The organism is Streptomyces venezuelae (genome assembly GCF_008642335.1).
GTDB lineage: Bacteria > Actinomycetota > Actinomycetes > Streptomycetales > Streptomycetaceae > Streptomyces > Streptomyces venezuelae_F.
Genome location: NZ_CP029191.1, coordinates 2,935,147 through 2,956,848, shown reverse-complemented (window position 1 = coordinate 2,956,848; position 21,702 = coordinate 2,935,147). Strand labels below are relative to the sequence as shown.

At 69.6% G+C, this 21,702-nt stretch carries 24 protein-coding genes, 1 tRNA gene, 1 pseudogene and 1 riboswitch; of the genes and pseudogenes, 16 read left to right on the top strand and 10 right to left on the bottom strand.

All coding sequences use genetic code 11. The features are described from left to right. Positions 1-103 precede the first annotated feature (103 nt). A complete protein-coding gene (locus DEJ49_RS13250) occupies positions 104-454 on the top strand; it encodes a hypothetical protein (RefSeq protein ID WP_150184320.1) in 351 nt (116 codons plus the stop codon). Positions 455-529: 75 nt separating this feature from the next. Here the strand turns inward: DEJ49_RS13250 and DEJ49_RS13245 are convergent, their stop codons facing one another. Continuing rightward, positions 530-1,114 (bottom strand): isochorismatase family protein, encoded by a 585-nt coding sequence (locus DEJ49_RS13245; RefSeq protein WP_150184319.1) that lies wholly within the window; start codon positions 1,112-1,114, stop codon positions 530-532. 123 nt (positions 1,115-1,237) lie between these two features. Further along, entirely contained in the window at positions 1,238-2,566 is a 1,329-nt protein-coding gene (locus DEJ49_RS13240) for a nicotinate phosphoribosyltransferase (RefSeq protein ID WP_150184318.1), read from the bottom strand. A 91-nt stretch (positions 2,567-2,657) separates the two neighbouring features. Here DEJ49_RS13240 and clpS point away from each other — a divergent pair, with 91 nt between their 5' ends. The 10 genes from clpS (at position 2,658) to DEJ49_RS13190 (ending at position 10,578) form a co-directional block, all read left to right on the top strand. Then, positions 2,658-2,972, top strand: a complete 315-nt coding sequence (clpS, locus tag DEJ49_RS13235; protein ID WP_150184317.1) for an ATP-dependent Clp protease adapter ClpS — start codon at positions 2,658-2,660, stop codon at positions 2,970-2,972. Positions 2,973-3,011: 39 nt separating this feature from the next. Continuing rightward, entirely contained in the window at positions 3,012-3,614 is a 603-nt protein-coding gene (locus DEJ49_RS13230; RefSeq protein ID WP_150184316.1) for a DUF2017 domain-containing protein, read from the top strand. Between the two features lie 372 nt (positions 3,615-3,986). Continuing rightward, entirely contained in the window at positions 3,987-5,468 is a 1,482-nt protein-coding gene (locus DEJ49_RS13225) for an amino acid permease (RefSeq protein WP_150184315.1), read from the top strand. A gap of 99 nt (positions 5,469-5,567) precedes the next feature. Next, entirely contained in the window at positions 5,568-5,990 is a 423-nt protein-coding gene (locus DEJ49_RS13220; protein WP_150168407.1) for a Mov34/MPN/PAD-1 family protein, read from the top strand. Next, positions 5,954-6,115: riboswitch (cobalamin riboswitch) on the top strand. It overlaps the preceding gene by 37 nt. A 43-nt stretch (positions 6,116-6,158) precedes the next feature. After that, the gene (locus tag DEJ49_RS13215; protein WP_150184314.1) at positions 6,159-7,130 is read left to right on the top strand and encodes an ABC transporter substrate-binding protein; all 972 of its coding nucleotides are present in this window, start codon (positions 6,159-6,161) and stop codon (positions 7,128-7,130) included. 86 nt (positions 7,131-7,216) lie between these two features. Beyond that, positions 7,217-8,230 carry a FecCD family ABC transporter permease gene (locus DEJ49_RS13210; protein WP_150188203.1) on the top strand — a complete coding sequence of 338 codons (1,014 nt, stop codon included), beginning with the start codon at positions 7,217-7,219 and terminating at the stop codon, positions 8,228-8,230. Next, on the top strand, positions 8,227-9,021 hold the full coding sequence (locus DEJ49_RS13205; RefSeq protein WP_150184313.1) for an ABC transporter ATP-binding protein: 795 nt from the start codon (positions 8,227-8,229) through the stop codon (positions 9,019-9,021). Before DEJ49_RS13210 ends, DEJ49_RS13205 begins: the two co-directional genes overlap by 4 nt. Positions 9,022-9,087: 66 nt before the next feature. Then, positions 9,088-9,195: a putative leader peptide gene (locus DEJ49_RS36860; RefSeq protein ID WP_317850449.1), complete on the top strand. Its 108-nt coding sequence runs from the start codon at positions 9,088-9,090 to the stop codon at positions 9,193-9,195. Between the two features lie 138 nt (positions 9,196-9,333). Then, positions 9,334-9,612, top strand: coding sequence for a MoaD/ThiS family protein (locus DEJ49_RS13195; protein WP_150168397.1), 279 nt, complete (start codon positions 9,334-9,336; stop codon positions 9,610-9,612). 12 nt (positions 9,613-9,624) lie between these two features. Then, the gene (locus DEJ49_RS13190) at positions 9,625-10,578 is read left to right on the top strand and encodes a PLP-dependent cysteine synthase family protein (protein WP_150184311.1); all 954 of its coding nucleotides are present in this window, start codon (positions 9,625-9,627) and stop codon (positions 10,576-10,578) included. A 100-nt stretch (positions 10,579-10,678) separates the two neighbouring features. On the opposite strand, the gene DEJ49_RS13185 is transcribed toward DEJ49_RS13190, so the two are convergent. Further along, positions 10,679-11,140, bottom strand: coding sequence for a type II toxin-antitoxin system PemK/MazF family toxin (locus DEJ49_RS13185; protein ID WP_150184310.1), 462 nt, complete (start codon positions 11,138-11,140; stop codon positions 10,679-10,681). 195 nt (positions 11,141-11,335) lie between these two features. Here DEJ49_RS13185 and DEJ49_RS13180 point away from each other — a divergent pair, with 195 nt between their 5' ends. After that, complete coding sequence (locus DEJ49_RS13180) at positions 11,336-12,088, top strand: MBL fold metallo-hydrolase (protein WP_150184309.1); 753 nt, start codon at positions 11,336-11,338, stop codon at positions 12,086-12,088. Between the two features lie 4 nt (positions 12,089-12,092). Here the strand turns inward: DEJ49_RS13180 and DEJ49_RS13175 are convergent, their stop codons facing one another. From DEJ49_RS13175 to DEJ49_RS13165, 3 genes are all read right to left on the bottom strand, one after another. Further along, a complete protein-coding gene (locus DEJ49_RS13175) occupies positions 12,093-12,995 on the bottom strand; it encodes a haloacid dehalogenase-like hydrolase (protein ID WP_150184308.1) in 903 nt (300 codons plus the stop codon). A gap of 159 nt (positions 12,996-13,154) precedes the next feature. Continuing rightward, positions 13,155-14,378 (bottom strand): PTS transporter subunit EIIC, encoded by a 1,224-nt coding sequence (locus tag DEJ49_RS13170; RefSeq protein WP_411757235.1) that lies wholly within the window; start codon positions 14,376-14,378, stop codon positions 13,155-13,157. A 313-nt stretch (positions 14,379-14,691) separates the two neighbouring features. After that, complete coding sequence (locus tag DEJ49_RS13165) at positions 14,692-16,005, bottom strand: PTS transporter subunit EIIC (RefSeq protein ID WP_150184306.1); 1,314 nt, start codon at positions 16,003-16,005, stop codon at positions 14,692-14,694. A 144-nt stretch (positions 16,006-16,149) separates the two neighbouring features. Here DEJ49_RS13165 and DEJ49_RS13160 point away from each other — a divergent pair, with 144 nt between their 5' ends. The 4 genes from DEJ49_RS13160 to rdgB all read left to right on the top strand — a co-directional run bounded on the left by DEJ49_RS13160 (position 16,150) and on the right by rdgB (position 18,421). Beyond that, positions 16,150-16,449 carry a glucose PTS transporter subunit EIIB gene (locus tag DEJ49_RS13160; protein ID WP_150168384.1) on the top strand — a complete coding sequence of 100 codons (300 nt, stop codon included), beginning with the start codon at positions 16,150-16,152 and terminating at the stop codon, positions 16,447-16,449. Positions 16,450-16,547: 98 nt separating this feature from the next. Further along, entirely contained in the window at positions 16,548-17,279 is a 732-nt protein-coding gene (rph, locus tag DEJ49_RS13155; protein WP_150184305.1) for a ribonuclease PH, read from the top strand. Positions 17,280-17,388: 109 nt separating this feature from the next. Further along, positions 17,389-17,784 (top strand): hypothetical protein, encoded by a 396-nt coding sequence (locus DEJ49_RS13150; protein WP_150168380.1) that lies wholly within the window; start codon positions 17,389-17,391, stop codon positions 17,782-17,784. Positions 17,785-17,818: 34 nt separating this feature from the next. Continuing rightward, on the top strand, positions 17,819-18,421 hold the full coding sequence (gene rdgB, locus DEJ49_RS13145) for an RdgB/HAM1 family non-canonical purine NTP pyrophosphatase (protein WP_150184304.1): 603 nt from the start codon (positions 17,819-17,821) through the stop codon (positions 18,419-18,421). Positions 18,422-18,471: 50 nt separating this feature from the next. Here rdgB and DEJ49_RS13140 read toward each other — a convergent pair. The 4 genes and pseudogenes from DEJ49_RS13140 to proP form a co-directional block, all read right to left on the bottom strand. Further along, positions 18,472-18,547, bottom strand: a tRNA-Leu gene (locus DEJ49_RS13140). An 11-nt stretch (positions 18,548-18,558) separates the two neighbouring features. Further along, positions 18,559-19,398 carry an HNH endonuclease signature motif containing protein gene (locus DEJ49_RS13135; protein WP_317850448.1) on the bottom strand — a complete coding sequence of 280 codons (840 nt, stop codon included), beginning with the start codon at positions 19,396-19,398 and terminating at the stop codon, positions 18,559-18,561. Then, positions 19,395-20,019 (bottom strand): annotated as a pseudogene (locus DEJ49_RS13130) (HNH endonuclease signature motif containing protein). Before DEJ49_RS13130 ends, DEJ49_RS13135 begins: the two are co-directional and overlap by 4 nt. A 139-nt stretch (positions 20,020-20,158) precedes the next feature. Then, positions 20,159-21,661, bottom strand: a complete 1,503-nt coding sequence (proP, locus tag DEJ49_RS13125) for a glycine betaine/L-proline transporter ProP (RefSeq protein ID WP_150184303.1) — start codon at positions 21,659-21,661, stop codon at positions 20,159-20,161. Positions 21,662-21,702: the final 41 nt, after the last annotated feature.

The following is a 21,702-nucleotide window of genomic DNA, read 5'->3' as shown; positions in this document are numbered from 1 at the left end:
CGGCCGATCGTGTTTAGGTGCGTCTGTGGTTCTCTTATTGACGCGGGGCCCGACTGTGACCGGTCGGGGCCCCATTCGATGTCTCACGGGGGTGTGACCCAGCATGTCCGCAGGAGGTTTCTGCAAGCTGCCGAACGGCAGCGTGGTGGTGGCGCTGACCCTGCCGAACCCGTCGCCGGCCGGGGGTACGGTCAGGATGATCGTGCACGCCGTGAACCGCGCGAGGGCGCTGACGCGGCTGCGCAACCTGGGCCTGCGGGCGGTCTACCTCCGGGGCAACGCGGAGCCGCCGACACCGGACGAGGTGACGGCGGTCCTGCACCACCCGGACGGCCTCATATGGCGCACGGCGCCGGACGACGCCCGGGAACTCTGGCACCCGATCCGGGCCCTGCGCCGCCAGACCCGCGGGTCCGCTGTGGCTGGTCGCGCAGTTCCCCGCGCCCCTGGGTAGTCCACGTCGCCGCCCGACCGGAGGTGCCGCCGAGGGGCGCGGGGAACTGCGCGACCAGCCCCCACCGGGGGACGGCTATACGACGGGCTTGCCCGTCAGGGTGACTCCCGCTGCGCGGAGCTCGGCGAGAGCCGTCTCCGTGCGGGCCGCCGAGACCCCCGCCGTCAGGTCGAGGAGGACCGTCGTCCGGAAGCCCTCCCGCGCCGCGTCGACCGCCGTCGCCCGCACGCAGTGATCCGTCGCGATGCCCACCACGTCGACCTCCGTGATCTCCCGCTCGCGGAGCCACTCCGCCAGGGAGAGGCCGTTCTCGTCGACGCCCTCGAAGCCGCTGTACGCCGCCGAGTACGCCCCCTTGTCGAACACCGCGTCGATCGCCCCGGAGGCGACCGCGGGCGCGAAGTTCGGGTGGAAGCCGACACCCTCCGTACCGGCCACGCAGTGCGGCGGCCAGGAGTCGACGTAGTCCGGGTGGTCCGAGAAGTGCGCGCCCGGATCGATGTGGTGGTCGCGGGTCGCCACCACGTGGCGGTACCCCGCGGGGGCCTGGCCGATCAGCTCGGTGATCGCGGCGGCCACGTCCGCGCCGCCGGCGACCGCGAGGCTGCCGCCTTCGCAGAAGTCGTTCTGCACGTCTACGACGATCAGTGCGCGGCGCATGGCGGGTTCCTTCGGGTGGGGAGGGGACGCGGCAGGGACTCGGCCGGATGAACCGAGCGTAGAGACTTCAACCACATTGCGGGAGGGGGCCCCGCCGGGGCCGGGCCGGCCCTCCCCGCGATGTCAGACGTATTCCGTCGGAATGACCGCTTCGCCCCGCGACAGCTGCGTCGCCGAGAGCGGCAGCCCCGCGCGCGCCGCCGCGTGCCGGTCGCGGACCGCGTCGAGGGGCTCGCGGGAGAGCACCTCGCCGCCCTTGACCAGCTCGACCTGGAGCTGCCGGTCGGTGAGCTCCGTGGGCACGGCGCCCGTGCCGACGACCTCCGCCTCGGCCACCCCGTACTGATCGGTCCTGCGCGCGGCCCACTTGCGGCCGCCCATGGACGACTTCGCGCCGAGCGACTTCTTCGCCACCGGCTCCAGGGGTGCCTGCGGGTCCGCCGAGTGCGCGCGGGCCACGAGCTTGTAGACCATGGACGCGGTGGGGTGCCCGGAGCCCGTGACGAGCTGCGTGCCCACGCCGTACGCGTCCACGGGCGCCGCCGCGAGCGAGGCGATGGCGTACTCGTCGAGGTCGGACGTGACGACGATCTTCGTCTCGGTCGCCCCGAGGTCGTCGAGCTGCTGGCGCACCCGGTGGGCGACGAGCAGCAGGTCGCCGGAGTCGATGCGCACCGCGCCGAGCTCGGGCCCCGCGACCTCGACGGCCATGCGGACGGCCTCGGTGACGTCGTACGTGTCGACGAGCAGCGTCGTGCCGCGGCCGAGCGAGTCGACCTGGGCCCGGAACGCGTCGCGCTCGTTGTCGTGCAGCAGGGTGAAGGCGTGGGCGCTGGTGCCGACGGTGGGGATGCCGTAGCGGAAGCCGGCCGCCAGGTCGGAGGTGGTCGCGAAGCCGCCCACGTACGCGGCGCGGGAGGCCGCGACGGCCGCCAGCTCGTGGGTGCGGCGGGCGCCCATCTCGATCAGCGGACGGTCACCGGCGGCCGAGGACATGCGGGAGGCGGCGGCCGCGATGGCCGAGTCGTGGTTGAGGATGGAGAGGATCACCGTCTCCAGGAGCACGCACTCCGCGAAGGACCCCTCGACCCGCAGGATGGGCGAGCCGGGGAAGTAGACCTCGCCCTCGGGGTAGCCCCAGATGTCGCCGCTGAAGCGGTAGCCGGAGAGCCATTCGAGGGTCGCCTCGTCGACGATGTTCCGCTCGCGCAGGAAGCCGAGGACGCCGGCGTCGAAGCGGAAGTTCTCCACGGCGTCCAGGACGCGGCCGGTTCCGGCCACCACTCCGTAGCGCCGCCCCTCGGGGAGTCTGCGGGTGAAGACCTCGAAGACGGAGCGCCGGTCGCCGGTGCCGGCCCGCAGCGCGGCCTGCAGCATCGTCAGCTCGTACTGGTCCGTGAAGAGCGCTGTCGAGGGAACATCCACCGGCAGGCCAAGGTCCGCTGTGTTCATGTGAAGGATGCTACCCCCAATCTCGTCACTCTGACGATTTCTGTGGACGCGCGGGAGGCCATTTGTGCGAGGCCCCTCTCGGAGTGGCAGCATGGGGCGTGTGAGTACGGCTCCCGCAGAGATCACCCGCCCGGAATCGGCCGAAGAGACGCTCGTCGTTCCCGAGCCGGACGTCCCCTGGATCACCCTCGTGCACAACGACCCGGTCAATTTGATGAGTTACGTGACGTATGTGTTCCAGTCCTACTTCGGGTACTCGAAGGAGAAGGCCACGAAGCTGATGATGGACGTCCACGAGAAGGGCCGCGCGGTCGTCTCCACCGGCAGCCGCGAGGAGATGGAGCGCGACGTGCAGGCCATGCACGGATACGGGCTGTGGGCCACCCTTCAGCAGGACCGCAAGTAGCGGACCGGAAGCAGCGGACCGGAAGTAGCGACGCATCTGATGCCAGGACAATTCGAAGCGATCCCCGGCGGTGGCGCCGCCGTCGCGCTCGACGAGGTCGAGATCTCGATCATCCGCTCCCTCGCCGTGCAGCTCCTGGAGCTGATCGGGCCGGGTCCCGGCGGCGAGGTCTCCGACGACCCGCTCGCCGAGCTCTTCGCCGATGGGCCGAGCGAGCCGCCCGCCGATCCGGTGATGCGGCGCCTGCTGCCCGACGCGTACGGCGGTCCGGGGGGTGAGGACAGCGCGGGCGACGCCGACGAACTCCGGGCGTATTCGGCGGAATTCCGGCGCTTCACGGAGAACGACCTGCGGGCCAAGAAGCGCGACGACGCCCTCGTCGTCATCCGTTCGCTCGACTCGATGACGGCGTCGGGCGAGGGCGGAGCTGTCCTGAAACTGTCGGTCGAGGAGTCCCAGCAGTGGCTCGGCGCCCTCAACGACCTCCGGCTCGCGATCGGCACGCGCCTCGAGGTCAGCGACGAGGACGACGCCGATCTGCTCTACCACCTGCCGGATTCCGACCCCCGCAAGCCGATGGTGATGGCCTATCTCTGGCTCGGCGGACTGCAGGAGACGCTGGTCGGGACGTTGCTGGACTGATTCCGGGCAGAAGTTCATGCAGAATGCAGCAAAATTTGTTGTAGTGGACAGGTTTCGGGGATTCGGGGTGCTGTTCGCTCAGCGGAGCCTCAAATCCGGATAACGATCCCGTCACTTCATTGCCCTGCTTTGCTCTGTCAAGGGTGCTTTGTCCGCTTCTTCCTGTGGTGTGCGCCACAGGTGGCTCATTCCCTCACTGTTGCCCCCGTGATAAATCTTCACGACCGCTCGGTGACGCCACCCATGTCACCGGGGGCGCTTCAGCCGGCGGACCGCCGGTAGCACTCCATCCATATCCGGGGGGATCAGGACCTGATCCGCAGCCACAACGCAGATGTGCGGGCGCGGATCAGCATGGAGAAAGGCGTCACCATGACCTCAGTGCAGGTCGACAAGCACCACGACGGGCACGACGGCAATGGGGTCGTGCACGGCTCGTCCGGCGAGGGCGAGGGATACCAGCGCGGGCTCGGAGCCCGGCAGATCCAGATGATCGCGATCGGCGGTGCCATCGGCACCGGCCTGTTCCTCGGCGCGGGCAAGGCCATCCACAAGGCCGGACCGAGCCTCATCCTGGCGTACGCCATCGCGGGACTCGTCATCTTCTTCATCATGCGGGCGCTCGGCGAGCTCCTCATGTACCGGCCCGTGTCCGGCTCCTTCTCGGAGTACGCACGCGAGTTCATGGGCCCGTTCTTCGGATTCGTGACCGGCTGGACGTACTGGCTCTTCTGGGTCGTCACCGGCATCACCGAAGTCACCGCGGCCGCCCAGTACATGCAGTACTGGACCCACGACTCGTTCCCGCAATGGGCCTACGCGCTCGTCTTCACCGTCATCCTGTACGGCGCGAACCTCATCTCCGTGAAGCTCTTCGGCGAGCTGGAGTTCTGGTTCTCGATGGTCAAGGTCACCGCCATCATCGGCATGATCCTGATCTGCGTCGGCATCCTCACCATCGGCTTCTCCGACGCCGGTGACACCGCCTCCGTGGCCCACCTGTGGAACCAGGGCGGTTTCTTCCCCAACGGCATCGGCTCCACGCTGATGACCCTGCAGATCGTGATGTTCGCCTTCCTCGCCGTCGAGCTGGTCGGCGTCACCGCGGGCGAGTCCAAGGACCCGAAGACCGTCCTGCCCAAGGCCATCAACACCGTGCCGTGGCGCATCGCCGTCTTCTACGTCGGCGCGCTCATCATGATCCTCTCGGTCGTCCCGTGGACCTCCTTCAAGCCCGGCGTCTCTCCGTTCGTCGCCGCCTTCGAGGAGATGGGCCTCGGCGTCGGCGCCGCGATCGTGAACTTCGTGGTCCTCACGGCGGCGCTCTCCTCCTGCAACTCCGGCATGTACTCCACCGGCCGCATGCTGCGCGACCTCGCGATGAACGGCCAGGGCCCCAAGTTCTTCACCAAGCTCACGAAGAACGGCCTGCCGCTGATCGGCACCACGGCCTCCGCCGCGTTCATGCTGGTCGGCGTCTGGATCAACTACCAGTGGCCGGGTGAGGCGTTCAACTACGTCGTCTCCTTCGCGACCATCTCCGGCATGTGGGCCTGGATCATGATCCTGGCGTGCCAGATCCGCTACCGCCGCAAGGCCGACCGCGGCGAGCTGCCGCAGTCCACCTTCCGCGCCCCGGGCGCCCCGTACACCAGCTGGTTCGCGCTCCTGTTCATCGGCATGGTCATCGTGATGATGGGCGTTGACAAGGACGCGCGGATCTCGCTGTACGCCGCTCCGGTCTGGGCCGCGATCCTGACCGTGTCGTACCTGGTGCTCAAGAGCCGCAACCCGCAGGCCGCGGCGTTCACCAAGCAGAAGGTCGGCGTCTCCGCCGCCGTCGAGAAGGACTGATCGACAAGGACTGAGGCTCCCCAAGGCCCCTGTCCAGCATTCGGGCCCGCGCGTACCACACCTCGGTACGCGCGGGCCCCTCTGCTTATCCTGGCTGCCATGCTGACCATCACCCAGGCCCTCCACGACCAGATCGTCGCGCACGCGCGCCAGGACCACCCCGACGAGGCGTGCGGCGTCGTCGCGGGCCCGGAGGGCACCGGGCGCCCCGAGCGGTTCATCCCGATGCTGAACGCCGCCCGGTCGCCCACGTTCTACGAGTTCGACTCGGGTGACCTGCTCAAGCTCTACCGCGAGATGGACGACCGCGACGAGGAGCCGGTGATCGTCTACCACTCGCACACCGCCACCGAGGCGTACCCCTCGCGCACCGACATCACGTACGCCAACGAGCCCGGCGCGCACTACGTCCTGGTCTCCACGGCGGACACCGACGGCGCGGGCCCCTTCCAGTTCCGTTCGTACCGGATCGTGGACGGCGAGGTCACCGAAGAAGAGGTAAAGGTCGTCGAGGCATACTGAGCTTTACTCATGAGGGCGGCAGGACCCAGGAAGCCGGTGCGAACCCGGCACGGTCCCGCCACTGTGACCCCACCCCGAGCCGGGGCCGGGGGAGTCAGGAACTGACCTGCCGCCCTTCTCCACGCAACGCGGGGGACGCGGAAATCCCCCGGAGGAGGCAGTTCAGCCATGTCCCGCCGTCACACCGGCATACGCGCGCTCGCCGCCGCGGCCCTGCTCGTCCCGCTCGCCGCGTGCTCCTCGTCCGGCTCCGAAGGTGACGCGAAGCCCGCGGCCAAGGCCGCCGGATTCCCGTACACCGTCACCAACTGCGGTGTGAAGACGACGTACGACGCGCCGCCCAAGAGGGCCGTCACCATGAACCAGCACACCACTGAAGTGATGCTGGAACTCGGCCTCAAGGACCACCTCGCCGGCACGGCCTACCTCGACGACAAGGTCCTGCCCAAGTATGAGAAGGCGTACGACTCCGTGCCCGTCGTCGCCAAGGAGTACCCCTCCTACGAGAAGCTGCTCGCCGCCAACCCCGACTTCGTGTACGGCGGCTACGCGAGCGCCTTCCTCGCGGGCGACGGCCGCAGCCGCGAGGCGCTCGCCAAGTCCGGCATCAAGAGCCGCCTCAACGTCGAGGGCTGCGCGAAGAAGCCCGTCTCCATGGAGGACGTCTACCGCGAGGTCCGCGAGGTCGGCTCCACCTTCGGGGTGCGGGACCGCGCCGACAAGTGGGTCAGCGGCGCACAGCGCGAACTCGCCGCCACCGCCGAGAAGTCCAAGGGCAGGAAAGCCCTCTCCGTCTTCGTCTACGACAGCGGCGACAAGACCGCGTTCACGGCGGGCGGCCGCGGCATCGGCAACGACATCATCGAGCGCGCGGGCGGCCACAACGTCTTCGCGCACGTGGACAAGTCCTTCAGCGACGCGTCCTGGGAGTCCGTCGTGAAGAACAAGCCCGAGGCCATCCTCATCCTCGACTACGGCGCCACGACCGTCGCCCAGAAGAAGAAGCGCCTCCTCGACGACCCCGTCCTCCAGGACGTCCCCGCCATCAAGAACAAGCGGTTCGCCGTGCTGCCCCTGTCGGACATGGTCACAGGGGTACGAGCACCCGAGGCGGTGAGGAAGCTGGCGGCACAGCTGTGAGCACGCAGAGAGTGCGGGAGATCCAGCCCGTCCGACGTTTGAGGACGAGCCCGAAGGGCGGTCTACGGGGCGCAGGGGGGCGGCGCCTGGCTGTACTGGCGGTACTCGTCGCCGCCCTCGCCGCCGCGACGCTCGCCGGACTGGCCCTAGGTTCCGTCCGTATCCCGACGGCCCAGGTCGTCGAGATCCTGACGGGGAGGGCGGAGCCATCCCCGTTCCGCACCATCGTCCTCGACGTGCGACTGCCGCGGGTCATCCTCGGGGCCACCGTCGGAGCCGGGCTCGCCGTCATCGGGACCGTCCTCCAGGCCCTCGTCCGCAACCCCCTCGCCGACCCGTTCCTGCTCGGCGTCTCCTCGGGCGCCTCCGTCGGCGCGGTCTGCGCGATCGTGCTCGGCTCCGTCTTCGGCCTCGGCGCCGCCCTGTCGACCACCGTCACCATCCCGGCCGCCTCCTTCGCGGGCGCCCTGATCTCCCTGATCCTCGTCTACGCCCTCGCACGCGGCGGCAGCGGCGGCTTCGCCACCGGCAGGCTGATCCTCGCGGGCGTCGCCGTCTCGTACATCCTGACCGCCCTGACCAGCCTCATCCTGGTCACCGCCGACAGCGCCGACCACCTCAAGGAGGTCCTGTACTGGACGCTCGGCGGGCTCGGCAGCGCCCGCTGGGACATGCTCGCCCTGCCCTGCGCCGCCCTCGTCGTCGGCACGGCCCTCCTCATGTCCATGGCCCGCCCCCTCGACCTGCTCCTCGCGGGCGAGGAGGGCGCCACCGTCCTCGGCCTGGACGCCGCCCGCTTCCGCGTCGGCGTCTTCGTCCTCGCCTCGCTCCTCACCGGCGTCCTCGTCGCCTACAGCGGCGCCATCGGCTTCGTCGGCCTGATGGTGCCGCACGCCGCCCGCATGCTGGTCGGCGCCGCGCACCGCGCGCTGCTCCCGGTCGTCGCGCTGATGGGCGCCGTGTTCCTGGTCGCCGCCGACCTCGCCGCGCGCACGGTCGCCGCGCCGCAGGACATCCCCGTCGGCGTGCTCACCGCCCTCACCGGCGGCCCGTTCTTCCTGTGGCTGCTGAGGCGACGCAACGAAGGAGTACCGGCATGACCGTGGCACCGCCCGTCGGCGGACTGCGCACCGAAGGGCTCTCGTACGAGGTGGCAGGACGGCTCCTCGTCGACGCCGTCGACCTCACCGCCGACCCCGGCGAGACCGTCGGCGTCGTCGGTCCCAACGGCAGCGGCAAGACGACCCTCCTGCGCTGCGTGTACGGCACCCTGCGCCCCACCGCGGGCCGCGCCCTCCTCGACGGTGACGACCTGCACACCATGACCCCCAAGGCCCGCGCCCGCCGCCTGGCCACCGTGCCGCAGGACGGGCAGGCCGCGTTCGAGCTCACCGTCCGGCAGGTCGTCGCCATGGGCCGCTCCCCGCACAAACGGTTCTGGGAGGCGGACACCGCCGCCGACGACGAACTCGTCACCGAGGCGCTAGCCCGCGTCGGCGTCGAGGACCTCGCCGACCGCGCCTTCCCCTCCCTCTCCGGCGGCGAACGCCAGCGCGCCCTCGTCGCCCGCGCCCTCGTGCAGCAGCCCACCCTCGTCGTCCTCGACGAACCCACCAACCACCTGGACATCCGCTACCAGCTGGAGATCCTCTCCTTCGTACGGGACCTCGGCACGACCAACCTCCTGGCCCTGCACGACCTCAACCTGGCCGCGTACTTCTGCGACCGCCTCTACGTCCTCGACGGCGGCCGGCTCGTCGCCTCCGGAGCGCCCAAGGAAGTCCTCACCGCCGAGCTGCTGGCCACCGTGTACGGCGTGACCGCCGAGGTCAGCACGCATCCGCTGACCGGCGCCCCGACCGTCGTCTATCTGCCGCCGCCCGCATCCTGAACGGATTCCGTCCACCATCTGAGATCACATTCCGGGATCCGGACCGGGAATCGATACGATGACCGCATGGTTCCCCATGACGTGAGCGAAGAGACGCCGAGCGCACCCCTGCTGCTCGTGGCGCGGCTGCACGTCGACCTGTGCCGCCTCGCCAGCGCCATCTGTACCCGCTGAACCGGTCCACCGCGGTCCCACGCACGGCCGCGGGCCGCGGCGGCCGCACTTCCGTACGCCCGGCGCAGCACACCGCAAGCCCCGCGCCGCCGCGCGCCCACCACACGCACTTCTCGACTCCCGACAGGAGCCCTCAGCATGGCCATCGAGGTCCGCATCCCGACCATCCTCCGCACCTACACCGACGGCGCCAAGGCCGTCGAGGGCAGCGGTGACACCCTCGCCGAGCTCTTCACCGACCTCGACTCGCGGCACGCGGGCATCGCCGAGCGCATCGTCGACGACGGCAAGCTCCGCCGCTTCGTGAACGTGTACCTCAACGACGAGGACGTCCGCTTCCTCGACGGCATCTCCACGAAGGTCGCCGACGGCGACAGCGTCACGATCCTGCCGGCCGTCGCCGGCGGCATGGTCTAGGCCCGATCCCGGATGCCTCGCTACGACTCCCCGCTCGCCGCGGTCGGCAACACGCCGCTCGTCCGCCTGCCGCGGCTCAGCCCCTCGGACGACGTCCGTATCTGGGCCAAGCTGGAGGACCGCAACCCGACCGGTTCCATCAAGGACCGGCCGGCCCTCCACATGGTCGAACAGGCCGAGAAGGACGGCCGGTTGACGCCCGGCTGCACGATCCTGGAGCCGACCTCCGGCAACACCGGCATCTCGCTCGCCATGGCGGCCAAGCTCAAGGGCTACCGCATCGTGTGCGTCATGCCGGAGAACACCTCGCAGGAGCGGCGCGACCTGCTCGCCATGTGGGGCGCCGAGATCATCTCCTCGCCGGCCGCGGGCGGCTCCAACACGGCAGTCCGGGTCGCCAAGGAGCTCGCTGCCGAGCACCCCGACTGGGTGATGCTCTACCAGTACGGCAACCCGGACAACGCGGGCGCGCACTACGCCACGACGGGCCCGGAGATCCTCACCGACCTCCCCTCGATCACCCACTTCGTGGCGGGCCTCGGCACGACCGGCACCCTCATGGGCGTCGGCCGCTACCTGCGCGAGCAGAAGCCCGACATCAAGATCGTCGCCGCCGAGCCGCGCTACGACGACCTCGTCTACGGCCTCCGCAACCTCGACGAGGGCTTCGTCCCCGAGCTGTACGACGCGTCCGTCCTCACCACCCGCTTCTCCGTCGGCTCCGCCGACGCGGTGACGCGCACGCGTGAACTCCTCCAGCAGGAGGGCATCTTCGCGGGCGTCTCCACGGGCGCCGCGCTGCACGCCGCGATCGGCGTCGGCAACAAGGCGGTCAAGGCGGGCGAGCCCGCCGACATCGTCTTCGTCGTCGCCGACGGCGGCTGGAAGTACCTGTCGACGGGCGTCTACACGGCGACGACGACCGAGGCGGCCATCGAGACGCTGCAGGGGCAGTTGTGGGCGTAGCACTGAGCTGATTGCACGCCGGAGGGGCTGACAGGGGCAAGGTCAGCCCCTCCGGCGTTTAAGGAGCGGGGTCCGGGGCGGAGCCCCGGAAGACGGCGGCTCAGCCCGCCAAATGCTTCACCTGATCCCACAGCACCGGATCCGCCGTCCCCGCCCTGCGCCGGAACTCGGCCAGCGGTACGTCCCGCAGCTCGTCCGTCTCCAGGAAGCTCGCGCGGCCCTCCGCGTCGCCCACCGAACCCGGCGGCAGCGGGATCACCCCCGCACGCTCGTCGTGGTACTTGCTGGTGATCTTCGCGACCCGGGCGCTCCGCCCGTGCACCGACAGGACCAGACACGGCCGGTCCTTCCCGCCGGGCCCGTCCTCGTACGGCACCCGCGCCCACCAGATCTCCCCCGCCCGCGGCGCCGGAAGGCGCCGCCGCGGACCCCGCGGCGGCCGCGTCCTGCCCGCCGGACGGGAACTCCGCTTCCGCGGCCCGCGCCCCCAGCCGTCCACCAAGGTGACGACGAGCGCGAGCACCACCACTGCGGCCAGCGCGAGCCACCACGACGTGTCCATACCCACGACCGTACCGGCGCGCATCCCGGACCGCCCACCGCCCCGCCCGGCCCCAGAAGCCCCCCGAACCGGTGACAGTGCAGGTGAGTTCGCCCACAACGGCCCACGACGGAGGAGCGACCAACCCTTTTGCGCCTTACGCTCGACGGACCGCACACTCCCCAGCTCTCCTGCCAGCGCGGAGGTTCCAGCTTCATGAAGCTCACCGTCGTCGGCTGCTCGGGGTCGTTTCCCTCCGCGGACTCGGCCTGCTCGAGCTACCTCGTCGAGGCCGACGGCTTCCGGTTGCTGCTCGACATGGGCAACGGCGCCCTCGGCGAGCTGCAGCGCCACATCGGTCTGTACGACCTCGACGCGATCTTCCTCAGCCACCTGCACGCCGATCACTGCATCGACATGTGCGCGTACTTCGTGGCCCGTTACTACCGCCACGAGGGTGGCCGCTGCGCCCCCATCCCGGTGTACGGCCCGGAAGGCACCGAGCAGCGCCTCACCACGGCGTACGCGGACACGCCCTCCGCGTCCTCGATGAGCGAGGTCTTCGACTTCCACACGGTCAAGCCCGCCACGTTCGACATCGGCCCGTTCTCCGTCCGCACCGAGAAGATGTGCCACCCCGTCGAGGCGTACGCCATCCGCGTCGAGCACGCCGGGAAGTCCCTCACGTACTCCGGGGACACCGGACCCTGCTCCGCCCTGGACGAACTCGCCGAGGAAACCGACTTCTTCCTGTGCGAGGCCGCCTTCACGCACGGCAAGGAGAACATCCCCGACCTGCACCTCAACGGCAGGGAGGCGGGGGAGTCCGCCCACCGGGCCGGTGCAGGAAGGTTGCTGCTCACCCACATCCCGCCGTGGACGGACCCCCAGGCCAACCTCACCGACGCCCGCGCGGTCTACGCGGGTCCGACGGCCCTCGCCGCGCCCGGCGCGACGTACGAGATCTGACCGCTCAGGCCCGCCGGTACCCGCGGCCGCCCAGCGCCATCCGGTTCCACGTGTGGCGGCGGCCGCGGATCGCCACCGAGTAGTCGTACATGACCTCCGGGTCGCACATCCCCGGCAGGAACGAGTCGCCGAAGTGGTGGGCGTCGATGCCCACCTCCTTCGCCGTCAGGGCGAGTTGCGGCACCACGTTCGCGTGCGAGCCCTCCTGGCTCGTGCCGATCGCGCCCATCACCACCGCGCCCGCGTCCTGCACCGCCGCCACCGCCTCCGCGGCCAGCTCCTTGGTGACGCCCGGCAGCGTGCCGGGCAGCGGCAGGACGACCCCGTCGGCGCCCGCCTCCACCAGCGACGTCAGCCGCTCCACCGTGACCCGCTCCGGGTGCCCCGCGTGGTGCATCTTGCCGCTCCACAGCGCCACGTCGTCCCCGAGCCCGGCCCGCAGCTCCTCGGTGACCCGCGCGAGCCCGTCGTACGACCCGCCCGTGCCCGGGTTCGCCGTCAGACAGAGCATCGCCGCACCCATGTCGATCAGCCGCTTGGCGTACTCCGGCTTCGCGCGCCGGATCTCCGGGACGTCACCCGGCTCCAGATTGATGCCGACCGGGCGGCCGATGTACGCCGCGAGGTCGGTGAGGGAGGAGAAGGTGCCGAGGCCCGGCAGGGTGAGGCGCTCGCCGTCCCAGGCGCGCTCGATGAGGTTCAGTACGACGATGTCGGCGCCGAAGGCCGCGACCAGCTCGGCGTTGTGCACGCCCGGCATGCCCGGCATCGGGATCAGGGCGGCGCGGTCGGCGAACACCTCGGCGACCATCGTGCGGCCCTCCGCGGCGGCGACGGAGGCGGTCAGGTCGCGGCCGCGCAGGGCGGCGAGGCGCTCGCGGTCGAGGTCGAGGATGCGGGTGGTCATGGAAATCTAGCCCCTCCGGCGATCGAGGAGCGGGGGTCCGGGGGCGGAGCCCCCGCAATGGCGCGTGCCATGTCGACGCTACGTGACGCCGCACAGCGAAGGGCCCGGGCGTTGGTCACCAACGCCCGGGCCCTTGTCCCTGCTCAGCTGAGCCGCAGGCTACTTGCCCTCCGCCTTCAGGAGCTCGGCGAGCTCCTCGTCGGACTCGCGGCCCGGCGTCGGCAGGTTGAACTTGGTGATCGCGAAGCGGAAGACCACGTAGTAGACCGCGGCGAAGCAGAGGCCGACCAGTGCCAGGCCCCACGGGTTCTTCGCGATGCCGAGGTTCAGCAGGAAGTCCACCGCGCCGGCCGAGAAGCCGAAGCCGTCCTTCATGCCGAGCGCCCAGGTCAGCGCCATGGAGACACCGGTGAGCACCGCGTGGATCGCGTACAGGACCGGCGCGATGAACATGAAGGTGAACTCGATCGGCTCGGTCACACCGGTCACGAACGCGGTGGCCGCGAGGGAGAACATCATGCCGCCGACGACCTTGCGGCGCTCGGGACGGGCGCAGTGCACGATCGCGAGGCAGGCGGCCGGCAGGGCGAACATCATGATCGGGAAGAAGCCCGTCATGAACTGGCCCGCGGTCGGGTCGTGGTGCAGGAAGCGCGCGATGTCGCCGTGGTAGTCCACGCCGCCGTCGTTGTACGTGCCCGCCTGGAACCAGGGGAAGGAGTTCAGGAGGTGGTGCATGCCCACGGGGATCAGCGCGCGGTTGGCGACACCGAAGACACCGGCGCCGACGGCGCCCGAACCGACGAGCCACTCACTGAAGTTGTGGATGCCGGTGCCGAGGACCGGCCAGATCAGACCGAAGACGATGCCCGCGACCAGGCCCGCGAAGGCCGAAAGGATCGGGACGAGGCGGCGGCCGCCGAAGAAGCCCGCCCAGTCGGGGAGCTTGGTCCGGTAGAACTTCTGGTAGAGCAGGGCGACGATGATGCCCATGACGACGCCGCCGAGCACACCGGCGTTGACCGGCGCCTCGTTCATGACGATCTTGCCGTCCACGACGGACGCGACCTTCGGCAGGTTCTTGTCCGTGAAGGTGGCGAGCACCTTCTGGAAGACCAGGTAGCCGGTCACGGCGGCGAGGGCCGTCGAGCCGTCCGACTTCTTGGCGAAGCCGATCGCGATGCCGACGCAGAACAGGAGCGCCATGTTGTCGAGCAGCGCGCCACCGCCGGCGGCCATGTACTCCGCGAGCTTGTTGATGAAGGTCGGGAACGACTCTTTGCCGAGCATGTCGTTCTGACCGAAGCGGACGAGGAGGGCGGCGGCGGGCAGCACGGCGACCGGCAGCATGAGGCTGCGGCCGATGCGCTGCATGACGGCCATCACGCCCGCGCCCTTCTTCTTCTTGTCGGCCGCGGGGGCGGCGCCGGTCGTGGACACAACTTCCTCCAGTGGGCAAGGCGCCGCCTGGGGACATGGAAGTGGGGGACGGCGGCGTCTCCGGGGGACGCGGCGAGAAAGCCGCGTGGTCTACACCAATTAGTGGTGTAGACCTGTTGTAGCACGGTGAAGGAGACATAAGGAACCCGTGATTCCTGTGGGGTCGGCCATATCCCGACATGACAGCCGAAAGACCCCCGGACCAAGGGTCCGAGGGCCTGTAAGAGGGTACGAGGAGAGCGCCCCGCGCGACGAATTACGCCTTCGTCTGCTCCCGGTCCTGCGCCTCCGCCTCCTCCTCCGGTTCACGTCCCGGAGTGTGCAGATCGAACTTGACGATCACGAAGCGGAACAGCGCGTAGTACACGACGGCGAAGCACAGACCGATCGGAATGATCAACCAGGGCTTGGTCGCGAGACCCCAGTTGATGACGTAGTCGATCAGCCCCGCGGAGAAGCTGAAGCCGTCCTTCACCCCCAGCGCCCACGTCACCGCCATCGACACACCCGTGAGCACCGCGTGGATCGCGTACAGCAGCGGCGCGATGAAGAGGAACGAGTACTCGATCGGCTCGGTGATGCCCGTGACGAACGACGTCAGACCCACCGACAGCATCAGACCGCCGACCACCTTGCGGCGCTCGGGCCGCGCGCAGTGCGTGATCGCCAGGGCCGCGGCGGGCAGCGCGAACATCATGATCGGGAAGAAACCCGAGGTGAACTGGCCCGCCGTCGGGTCGCCCGCGAGGAACCGGTTGATGTCACCGTGCACGACCGTGCCGTCCGGCTTCGTGTAGTCCCCGAACTGGAACCACACGAACGTGTTCAGGAACTGATGCAGGCCCACCGTGAGCAGCGCCCGGTTGGCGACACCGAAGATGCCCGACCCCAGCCAGTCCAGATCCACCAGCCACTTCGAGAAGCTCGTCAGCGCGTCACCGATGGGCGGCCAGATCCACACGCAGATCCCCGCGAAGACCAGCCCCACGAACGCCATGATGATCGGCACCAGACGGCGGCCGTTGAAGAAGCCGAGCCAGTCGACCAGCTTCACGCGGTGGTACCGCTGCCAGAACCACGCGGCGAGCAGACCCATCACGATGCCGCCGAACACCCCCGGATTCTGGTACGCGGCCTGCGCCACGGTCCCGTCCTCCGCCACGCACACCCCGCTCCACATGCCCGCGCCGCCGAACGTCGTGTCCTTGGGGCAGTCGTCGGGGAACGCGCGCAGCACCGCGTAGTAGACGAGGAAGCCGGTGACGGCCGCGAGCGCCGTGGAACCGTCCGACTTCTTCGCCATGCCGATCGCGACACCGATGCAGAACAGCAGCGGCAGACCGAGCGAGGAGTCGAGCAGCGAACCGCCCGCCGCCGCGAAGACCTTGGCGACGTTCGTCCAGCCCAGACCGTCGTCGCCGAAGACGTCGGGCTGCCCGAGCCGGTTCAGGATGCCGGCGGCGGGCAGGACCGCGATGGGCAGCTGAAGGCTGCGGCCCATCTTCTGCAGGCCCTGGAACAGGCCGTTCCACCACTTCTTCTGTGGCGCCGCTGCGGCAGTGGAACTCATCGGCGTCCCTCCCGGAACAAGCCAGGTTTGGCGGTCGTCGGAAACTGGTGTAGACCAGTTGCGGTACGTGTGGGAGCGCCGCCCGGCAGGGACCGGCACCTTGATCGTCATCATTGGGCACGACTGACGTAACCGCCCGCGAAGATGGTCCAACCGTGCGTTACCGTGGCAAAGCGGTCCCCCGGCCGCGAGAAACACAGGGAGAAACACATGGCCAGCAAGGCTGAGAAGATCGTTGCCGGGCTCGGCGGCATCGACAACATCGAAGAGGTCGAGGGCTGCATCACGCGTCTGCGCACCGAGGTCAAGGACCCCGACCTCGTGGACGACGCCGCCCTGAAGGCCGCCGGCGCCCACGGCGTCGTCAAGATGGGCACCGCGATCCAGGTCGTCATCGGCACCGACGCGGACCCGATCGCCGCGGACATCGAAGACATGATGTGAGGTCCTGAACTCACGGGTCCCCGACCCACCGCCGAGGGCCCCGTCCGGACAACCGGACGGGGCCCTCGCGCACGTCACCCTCCGGCTAGGCTCCTCACATGTCTCGAATCGACGGCCGCACCCCCGAACAACTCCGCCCCATCACCATCGAACGCGGCTGGAGCAAGCACGCCGAAGGCTCCGTCCTCATCTCCTTCGGCGACACCAAGGTCTTCTGCACCGCCTCCGTCACCGAAGGCGTCCCCCGCTGGCGCAAGGGCAGCGGCGAAGGCTGGGTCACCGCCGAATACTCCATGCTGCCCCGCTCCACCAACACCCGCGGCGACCGCGAATCCGTCCGCGGCAAGATCGGCGGCCGCACCCACGAGATCAGCCGCCTCATCGGCCGCTCGCTGCGCGCCGTCATCGACTACAAAGCCCTCGGCGAGAACACGATCGTCCTCGACTGCGACGTCCTCCAGGCCGACGGCGGCACCCGCACCGCCGCCATCACCGGGGCGTACGTCGCGCTCGCCGACGCCGTCGCCTGGGCCCAGGGCAAGAAGCTCATCAAGGCCGGCCGCAAGCCCCTCACCGACACGGTGTCCGCCGTCTCCGTCGGCATCGTCGGCGGCGTCCCCCTCCTCGACCTCCGCTACGAGGAGGACGTCAAGGCCGACACCGACATGAACGTCGTCTGCACCGGCGACGGCCGCTTCGTCGAGGTCCAGGGCACCGCCGAGGCCGAGCCCTTCGACCGCAAGGAACTCAACGCGCTCCTCGACCTCGCGGTCGGCGGCTGCGAGGAACTCGCGGCGTACCAGCACGCGGCACTGGAGGCCACGCGCTAGTTCGCCCGGTCGAACAGGCAACCAACAACCCCTCACGCGGCGTTGTTACCAGTACGGGCGCGCGGACGAAGCCGCGCGTCCGTACGCACCCTGGGGAGGGGACCGAACCATGGCCGCGCGCCACCGTCGCATCGCCACCGCCGTCGTCACGGCACTGATCGTCATCCCGGCCGGCGTCGGCCTCGTCGGCTGCGACGCCGTCTCGAAGGCACTCGACTGCGTCCAGACCGCCGACACGATCGCCGACAGCGTCACCGACCTGCAGCAGGCCGTCGAGAAGGCGGGCGACGACCCCGCGGCGGCGGACCGGGCGCTCGACGACATCGGCAAGAACCTCGACGAGATCGGCGACAAGACCGACGACGCGGACGTCAACAAGGCGGTCGACGACCTGGAGAAGGCGGTCGACAACGTCCGCGACGCCGTCGACAAGGGCGACGCGACGCCGGACGTCAGCCCGGTCACGGACGCGGCGGGCGAACTGACGAAGGTCTGCACGCCGTAAGGAGACCTGTGGCGGGGGCGGCGATACTTGCCCCATGACCCGCCTCATCCTCGCCACCCGCAACAACGGCAAGATCACCGAACTCAGGGCGATCCTCGCCGACGCAGGCCTCACGCACGACCTCGTCGGCGCGGACGCGTACCCCGAGATCCCCGACGTCAAGGAAACGGGCGTCACGTTCGCGGAGAACGCCCTCCTCAAGGCCCACGCCCTCGCCCGGGCCACGGGCCTGCCCGCCGTCGCGGACGACTCGGGCCTGTGCGTCGACGTCCTGAACGGCGCGCCCGGCATCTTCTCCGCCCGCTGGGCGGGCCGCCACGGCGACGACGAAGCGAACCTGAACCTGCTCCTGGCCCAGCTCGCCGACATCGCCCCGGAACACCGCGCGGCCCACTTCGCCTGCGCGGCGGCCCTGGCCCTCCCCGACGGCACGGAACGCGTCGTCGAGGGCCGCCTCCAGGGCACCCTCCGCACGGCCCCGTCCGGCACGGGCGGCTTCGGCTACGACCCGATCCTCCAGCCGGAGGGCGAGACACGCACGTGCGCGGAACTGACACCCGCGGAAAAGAACGCGATCAGCCACCGGGGGGTGGCTTTTCGGGCGTTGGTGCCGGTGGTTCGGGAGTTGTTGGGCTGAGGCCGAACACGGAAGGGCACGACGGCGCGCGTCGTGCCCCTCTTCCGCTGTGGGCCCGGTGGGACTCGAACCCACGACACACCGGACCTAAACCGGCGCCCTCTCGGCCAGCTGGGGTACGGACCCGCCCGGCCACTCTACTGTGCCGGGCGTCGACGGTTCGAGAAGGTCCTGGTCTGGCTGTGACAAGAGGGGCACAGGTACCGGAGGTTCTCGCGGCGGTCGTCGAGGCGGTCGCCGTTGACGTGGTCGATCTCCAGGACGAGGCGCTTGCCGCGCCAGACCTCGCCCAGCCCGCACTCCCCGCACACACGAGGGGCGGCAATCTCGTCGAGGGCTCGCCGCAGCAGGGCAGATCGCGTGCGGGAGCCGTTCGGCCCGCGCCTGACCAGGATTTCGTCGGCGCACCTACGGTTGGCCGATGGTCTGCCGGAGGCGTGGGCCTGACCGACGAAGTGGGCGGTCGACAGCCCGTAAGCCTCAATGCTGCGCCGGGCCTTGGCGCGTCCGGATCCGGTCGGGGAGCAGCCCATCGCCCGCAGCACGCCTGCCAGCCCGTCGGAGTCGGCGACAGCCCGCGTGAATTCCTCTCGGGAAAAGAGCGGGCCGGCAGCCATGCCGGGCCGTCGGACGAAGTGGCTCGTGTCGATCCCGAACTTGTCCAGCTTCTTCCTGACATGCCCGTATGGGCCGTCCTCCGGCGGGATGCCCATAAGCACGAACATGTCCCGGATGCTGGAGGAGCGGGCGGCGGCATCCGCCAGGACCTCCTTCGAGTAGGAGCGAGAGGGGCGTGCGGGAAGGGGTTCATCACGAAAGTGTGCGATGTCGATCCCGTAGTGATCGAGGCGCCGGAGCAGGTACCGGCGGGGGCCTGCGCCTATCGGTGCTCCCAGTCGACGCATCAGGTCCACAAGGCTCGTACATGCGGGGGCCATGCGGGCGAGCGTCGCGCGTGGGTACTTGGGGGCGCTCACCCGGACCTCCGCTTGCGGCCGCGGTAAGTGTCGGTCACCGCATGGCAGTTGGGGCAGAGGAGACGGAGGTTGTCGGCACGGTTGTCCCACCAGTCGCCATTGAGGTGGTCGACTTCCAGGCTCAGTGGGCGGCCGTTCCACTCAGTGCTGCCGCCGCACTCCGCGCACTGCTCGGATACGCCTGTCAGCAGCAGCGCCCGGCGGAGCCGCGTACCGGGGATACGGCCGTCCTCCGGCGAACGCAGTGCCAGAACAGGGCCCAATGACCCTTTGGGTCTGCCACGGGGGGTGCTGAAGTGTGAGGTGTCGATGCCGAGGCGGGCGATCCGGCGGCCGATGTGTGCGTGGTTGCCGCCCACGTTGCTGATCCCCAGGTGGAGCACCACTTCTCTCATGGTGGTGGGTGGACTGCGCCACGGCTTCACGGAGCCGCTGCTCGGTGTGGCGGTACCACTGTTGCGGGAAGTGGGAGGTGTCGATGCCCTCCGCAGCCATCTTCCGGCGCAGATAGCGCCGACTACCGGGGGTGGGCCGCCCTCCGCACCACCTCACCGCCTCGTCCCACGTCCTGGTCTCTCGAGCCGCCTCTTCCAGAAGCTCGCGGGTGTACCGGACCGTCATGTCGCCCCCTCCCATCCGGCCGCGCGTTCGCCGCCTCGTACGGGCTAACGAAACGAAAATCGGGTCGCTACGACCGGTATGCGGAACGGCCCGCCTCACATTGAGTGGGGCGGGCCGCATGGGAAGGGAGGGGAGGGCGTCAGAACTTGGGGGGTGTGGCTTGGGCCTCGACCATTTCTGCTGCCTCTTCCTTTGTTTCCACCGACGGGGGCGAACCCGACAGCGGCTTCTGGGCCGTTTCCTTCATGCAGGCCACCGCGATCACACCGACCAGCGCCGCCGCCATCGAGTAGTACGCCGGGATCATGTCCGTGCCCGTGACGCTGATCAGGGACGTGATGACCAGGGGAGCCGTGCCGCCGAAGAGGGAGGCGGAGAGGTTGTAGCCGACGGAGAGGGAGCCGTAGCGGACCGACGTGGGGAACAGGGCCGGCAGCGTGGCCGACATCGTGCCGAGGAGGCAGACCAGGGAGAGGCCCAGGAGGAGCATGCCGGCCGAGACCGCGACCAGGCTGCCCTGCTGGATGAGCAGGAACGCCGGGATCGAGAGGACCAGGAACCCGATCATGCCCGTCATCAGGAGCGGCTTGCGGCCGAAGCGGTCGGAGAGCTTGCCGATCCGGGTGATGATCAGCATCAGGATCACCATCGTGCCGATGAGGATCAGGAGGCCGTGCGAGTCGTCGTAGCCGAGCTCGTCCGAGAGGTACGTCGGCATGTACGACAGGAGCATGTAGTCGGTGATGTTGTACGCGCCGACCAGGGCGATGCAGAGGATCAGCGTCGGCCAGTGGTCGCGGAAGATCTTCGCCAGGTCGCCCTTGGCGGTCGTCTCGACCGTGGACGCGCCCTCGGACGCCGAGTGGTAGGACGCGTCCTCCATCTTCTGGAACGCGGGGGTCTCGTCCAGCTTGAGCCGCAGGTAGAGGCCGACCAGGCCCAGCGGACCCGCGACGAGGAACGGGATGCGCCAGCCCCAGGACTCCATCGTGTCCGAGCCGAGGGACGCGTTGAGGATGAGGACCAGGCCCGCCGCACCCGTGTACCCGGCCAGCGTGCCCATCTCCAGGAAGCTGCCGAAGAAGCCGCGGCGCTTGTCGGGCGCGTACTCGGCGATGAACGTCGACGCACCGCCGTACTCACCGCCCGTCGAGAAGCCCTGGACGAGGCGGAAGAAGATCAGCAGGACCGGTGCCCAGAAGCCGATCGTCGCGTAGGACGGGATCAGGCCGATCGCGAGCGTGCCGATCGCCATGAGGATCATGGTGAGCGCCAGGACCTTCTTGCGGCCCACCTTGTCGCCCATCGGGCCGAACACCATGCCGCCGATGGGGCGCACCAGGAAGGAGACCGCGAAGGTGGCGAAGGACGAGATCAGCTGGGCCGTGTCGTTCCCGGACGGGAAGAACACGTGGCCGATGGTGACGGCCAGGTAGCTGTAGATGCCGAAGTCGAACCATTCCATGGCGTTGCCGAGCGAGGCCGCTTTGACGGCCCGCTTGACCGCGGCCTCGTCCGTGACCGTGATGTCGGTACGGCGCAGGGGCGGGTTCTTGCGCCGTTTCACCGCGCGGAACAGGGTGCGGTGGCGCTTCATCGCCTCCGGGTCGGCCTCGGCCTCGAGCTCTTCTTGGGCCGCCATGGAGTGGTTCCTTTCGTTCTTCGTACAAGTTCCCCGGGGGA

Coding starts and splice junctions, on each gene's coding strand:
- DEJ49_RS13250 (WP_150184320.1), top strand. CDS start 104: ATGTCCGCAGGAGGTTTCTGCAAGCTGCCGAACGGCAGCGTGGTGGTG.
- DEJ49_RS13245 (WP_150184319.1), bottom strand. CDS start 1,114: ATGCGCCGCGCACTGATCGTCGTAGACGTGCAGAACGACTTCTGCGAA.
- DEJ49_RS13240 (WP_150184318.1), bottom strand. CDS start 2,566: ATGAACACAGCGGACCTTGGCCTGCCGGTGGATGTTCCCTCGACAGCG.
- clpS (WP_150184317.1), top strand. CDS start 2,658: ATGGGGCGTGTGAGTACGGCTCCCGCAGAGATCACCCGCCCGGAATCG.
- DEJ49_RS13230 (WP_150184316.1), top strand. CDS start 3,012: ATGCCAGGACAATTCGAAGCGATCCCCGGCGGTGGCGCCGCCGTCGCG.
- DEJ49_RS13225 (WP_150184315.1), top strand. CDS start 3,987: ATGACCTCAGTGCAGGTCGACAAGCACCACGACGGGCACGACGGCAAT.
- DEJ49_RS13220 (WP_150168407.1), top strand. CDS start 5,568: ATGCTGACCATCACCCAGGCCCTCCACGACCAGATCGTCGCGCACGCG.
- DEJ49_RS13215 (WP_150184314.1), top strand. CDS start 6,159: ATGTCCCGCCGTCACACCGGCATACGCGCGCTCGCCGCCGCGGCCCTG.
- DEJ49_RS13205 (WP_150184313.1), top strand. CDS start 8,227: ATGACCGTGGCACCGCCCGTCGGCGGACTGCGCACCGAAGGGCTCTCG.
- DEJ49_RS36860 (WP_317850449.1), top strand. CDS start 9,088: ATGGTTCCCCATGACGTGAGCGAAGAGACGCCGAGCGCACCCCTGCTG.
- DEJ49_RS13195 (WP_150168397.1), top strand. CDS start 9,334: ATGGCCATCGAGGTCCGCATCCCGACCATCCTCCGCACCTACACCGAC.
- DEJ49_RS13190 (WP_150184311.1), top strand. CDS start 9,625: ATGCCTCGCTACGACTCCCCGCTCGCCGCGGTCGGCAACACGCCGCTC.
- DEJ49_RS13185 (WP_150184310.1), bottom strand. CDS start 11,140: ATGGACACGTCGTGGTGGCTCGCGCTGGCCGCAGTGGTGGTGCTCGCG.
- DEJ49_RS13180 (WP_150184309.1), top strand. CDS start 11,336: ATGAAGCTCACCGTCGTCGGCTGCTCGGGGTCGTTTCCCTCCGCGGAC.
- DEJ49_RS13175 (WP_150184308.1), bottom strand. CDS start 12,995: ATGACCACCCGCATCCTCGACCTCGACCGCGAGCGCCTCGCCGCCCTG.
- DEJ49_RS13170 (WP_411757235.1), bottom strand. CDS start 14,378: ATGGCCGTCATGCAGCGCATCGGCCGCAGCCTCATGCTGCCGGTCGCC.
- DEJ49_RS13165 (WP_150184306.1), bottom strand. CDS start 16,005: ATGAGTTCCACTGCCGCAGCGGCGCCACAGAAGAAGTGGTGGAACGGC.
- DEJ49_RS13160 (WP_150168384.1), top strand. CDS start 16,150: ATGGTCCAACCGTGCGTTACCGTGGCAAAGCGGTCCCCCGGCCGCGAG.
- rph (WP_150184305.1), top strand. CDS start 16,548: ATGTCTCGAATCGACGGCCGCACCCCCGAACAACTCCGCCCCATCACC.
- DEJ49_RS13150 (WP_150168380.1), top strand. CDS start 17,389: ATGGCCGCGCGCCACCGTCGCATCGCCACCGCCGTCGTCACGGCACTG.
- rdgB (WP_150184304.1), top strand. CDS start 17,819: ATGACCCGCCTCATCCTCGCCACCCGCAACAACGGCAAGATCACCGAA.
- proP (WP_150184303.1), bottom strand. CDS start 21,661: ATGGCGGCCCAAGAAGAGCTCGAGGCCGAGGCCGACCCGGAGGCGATG.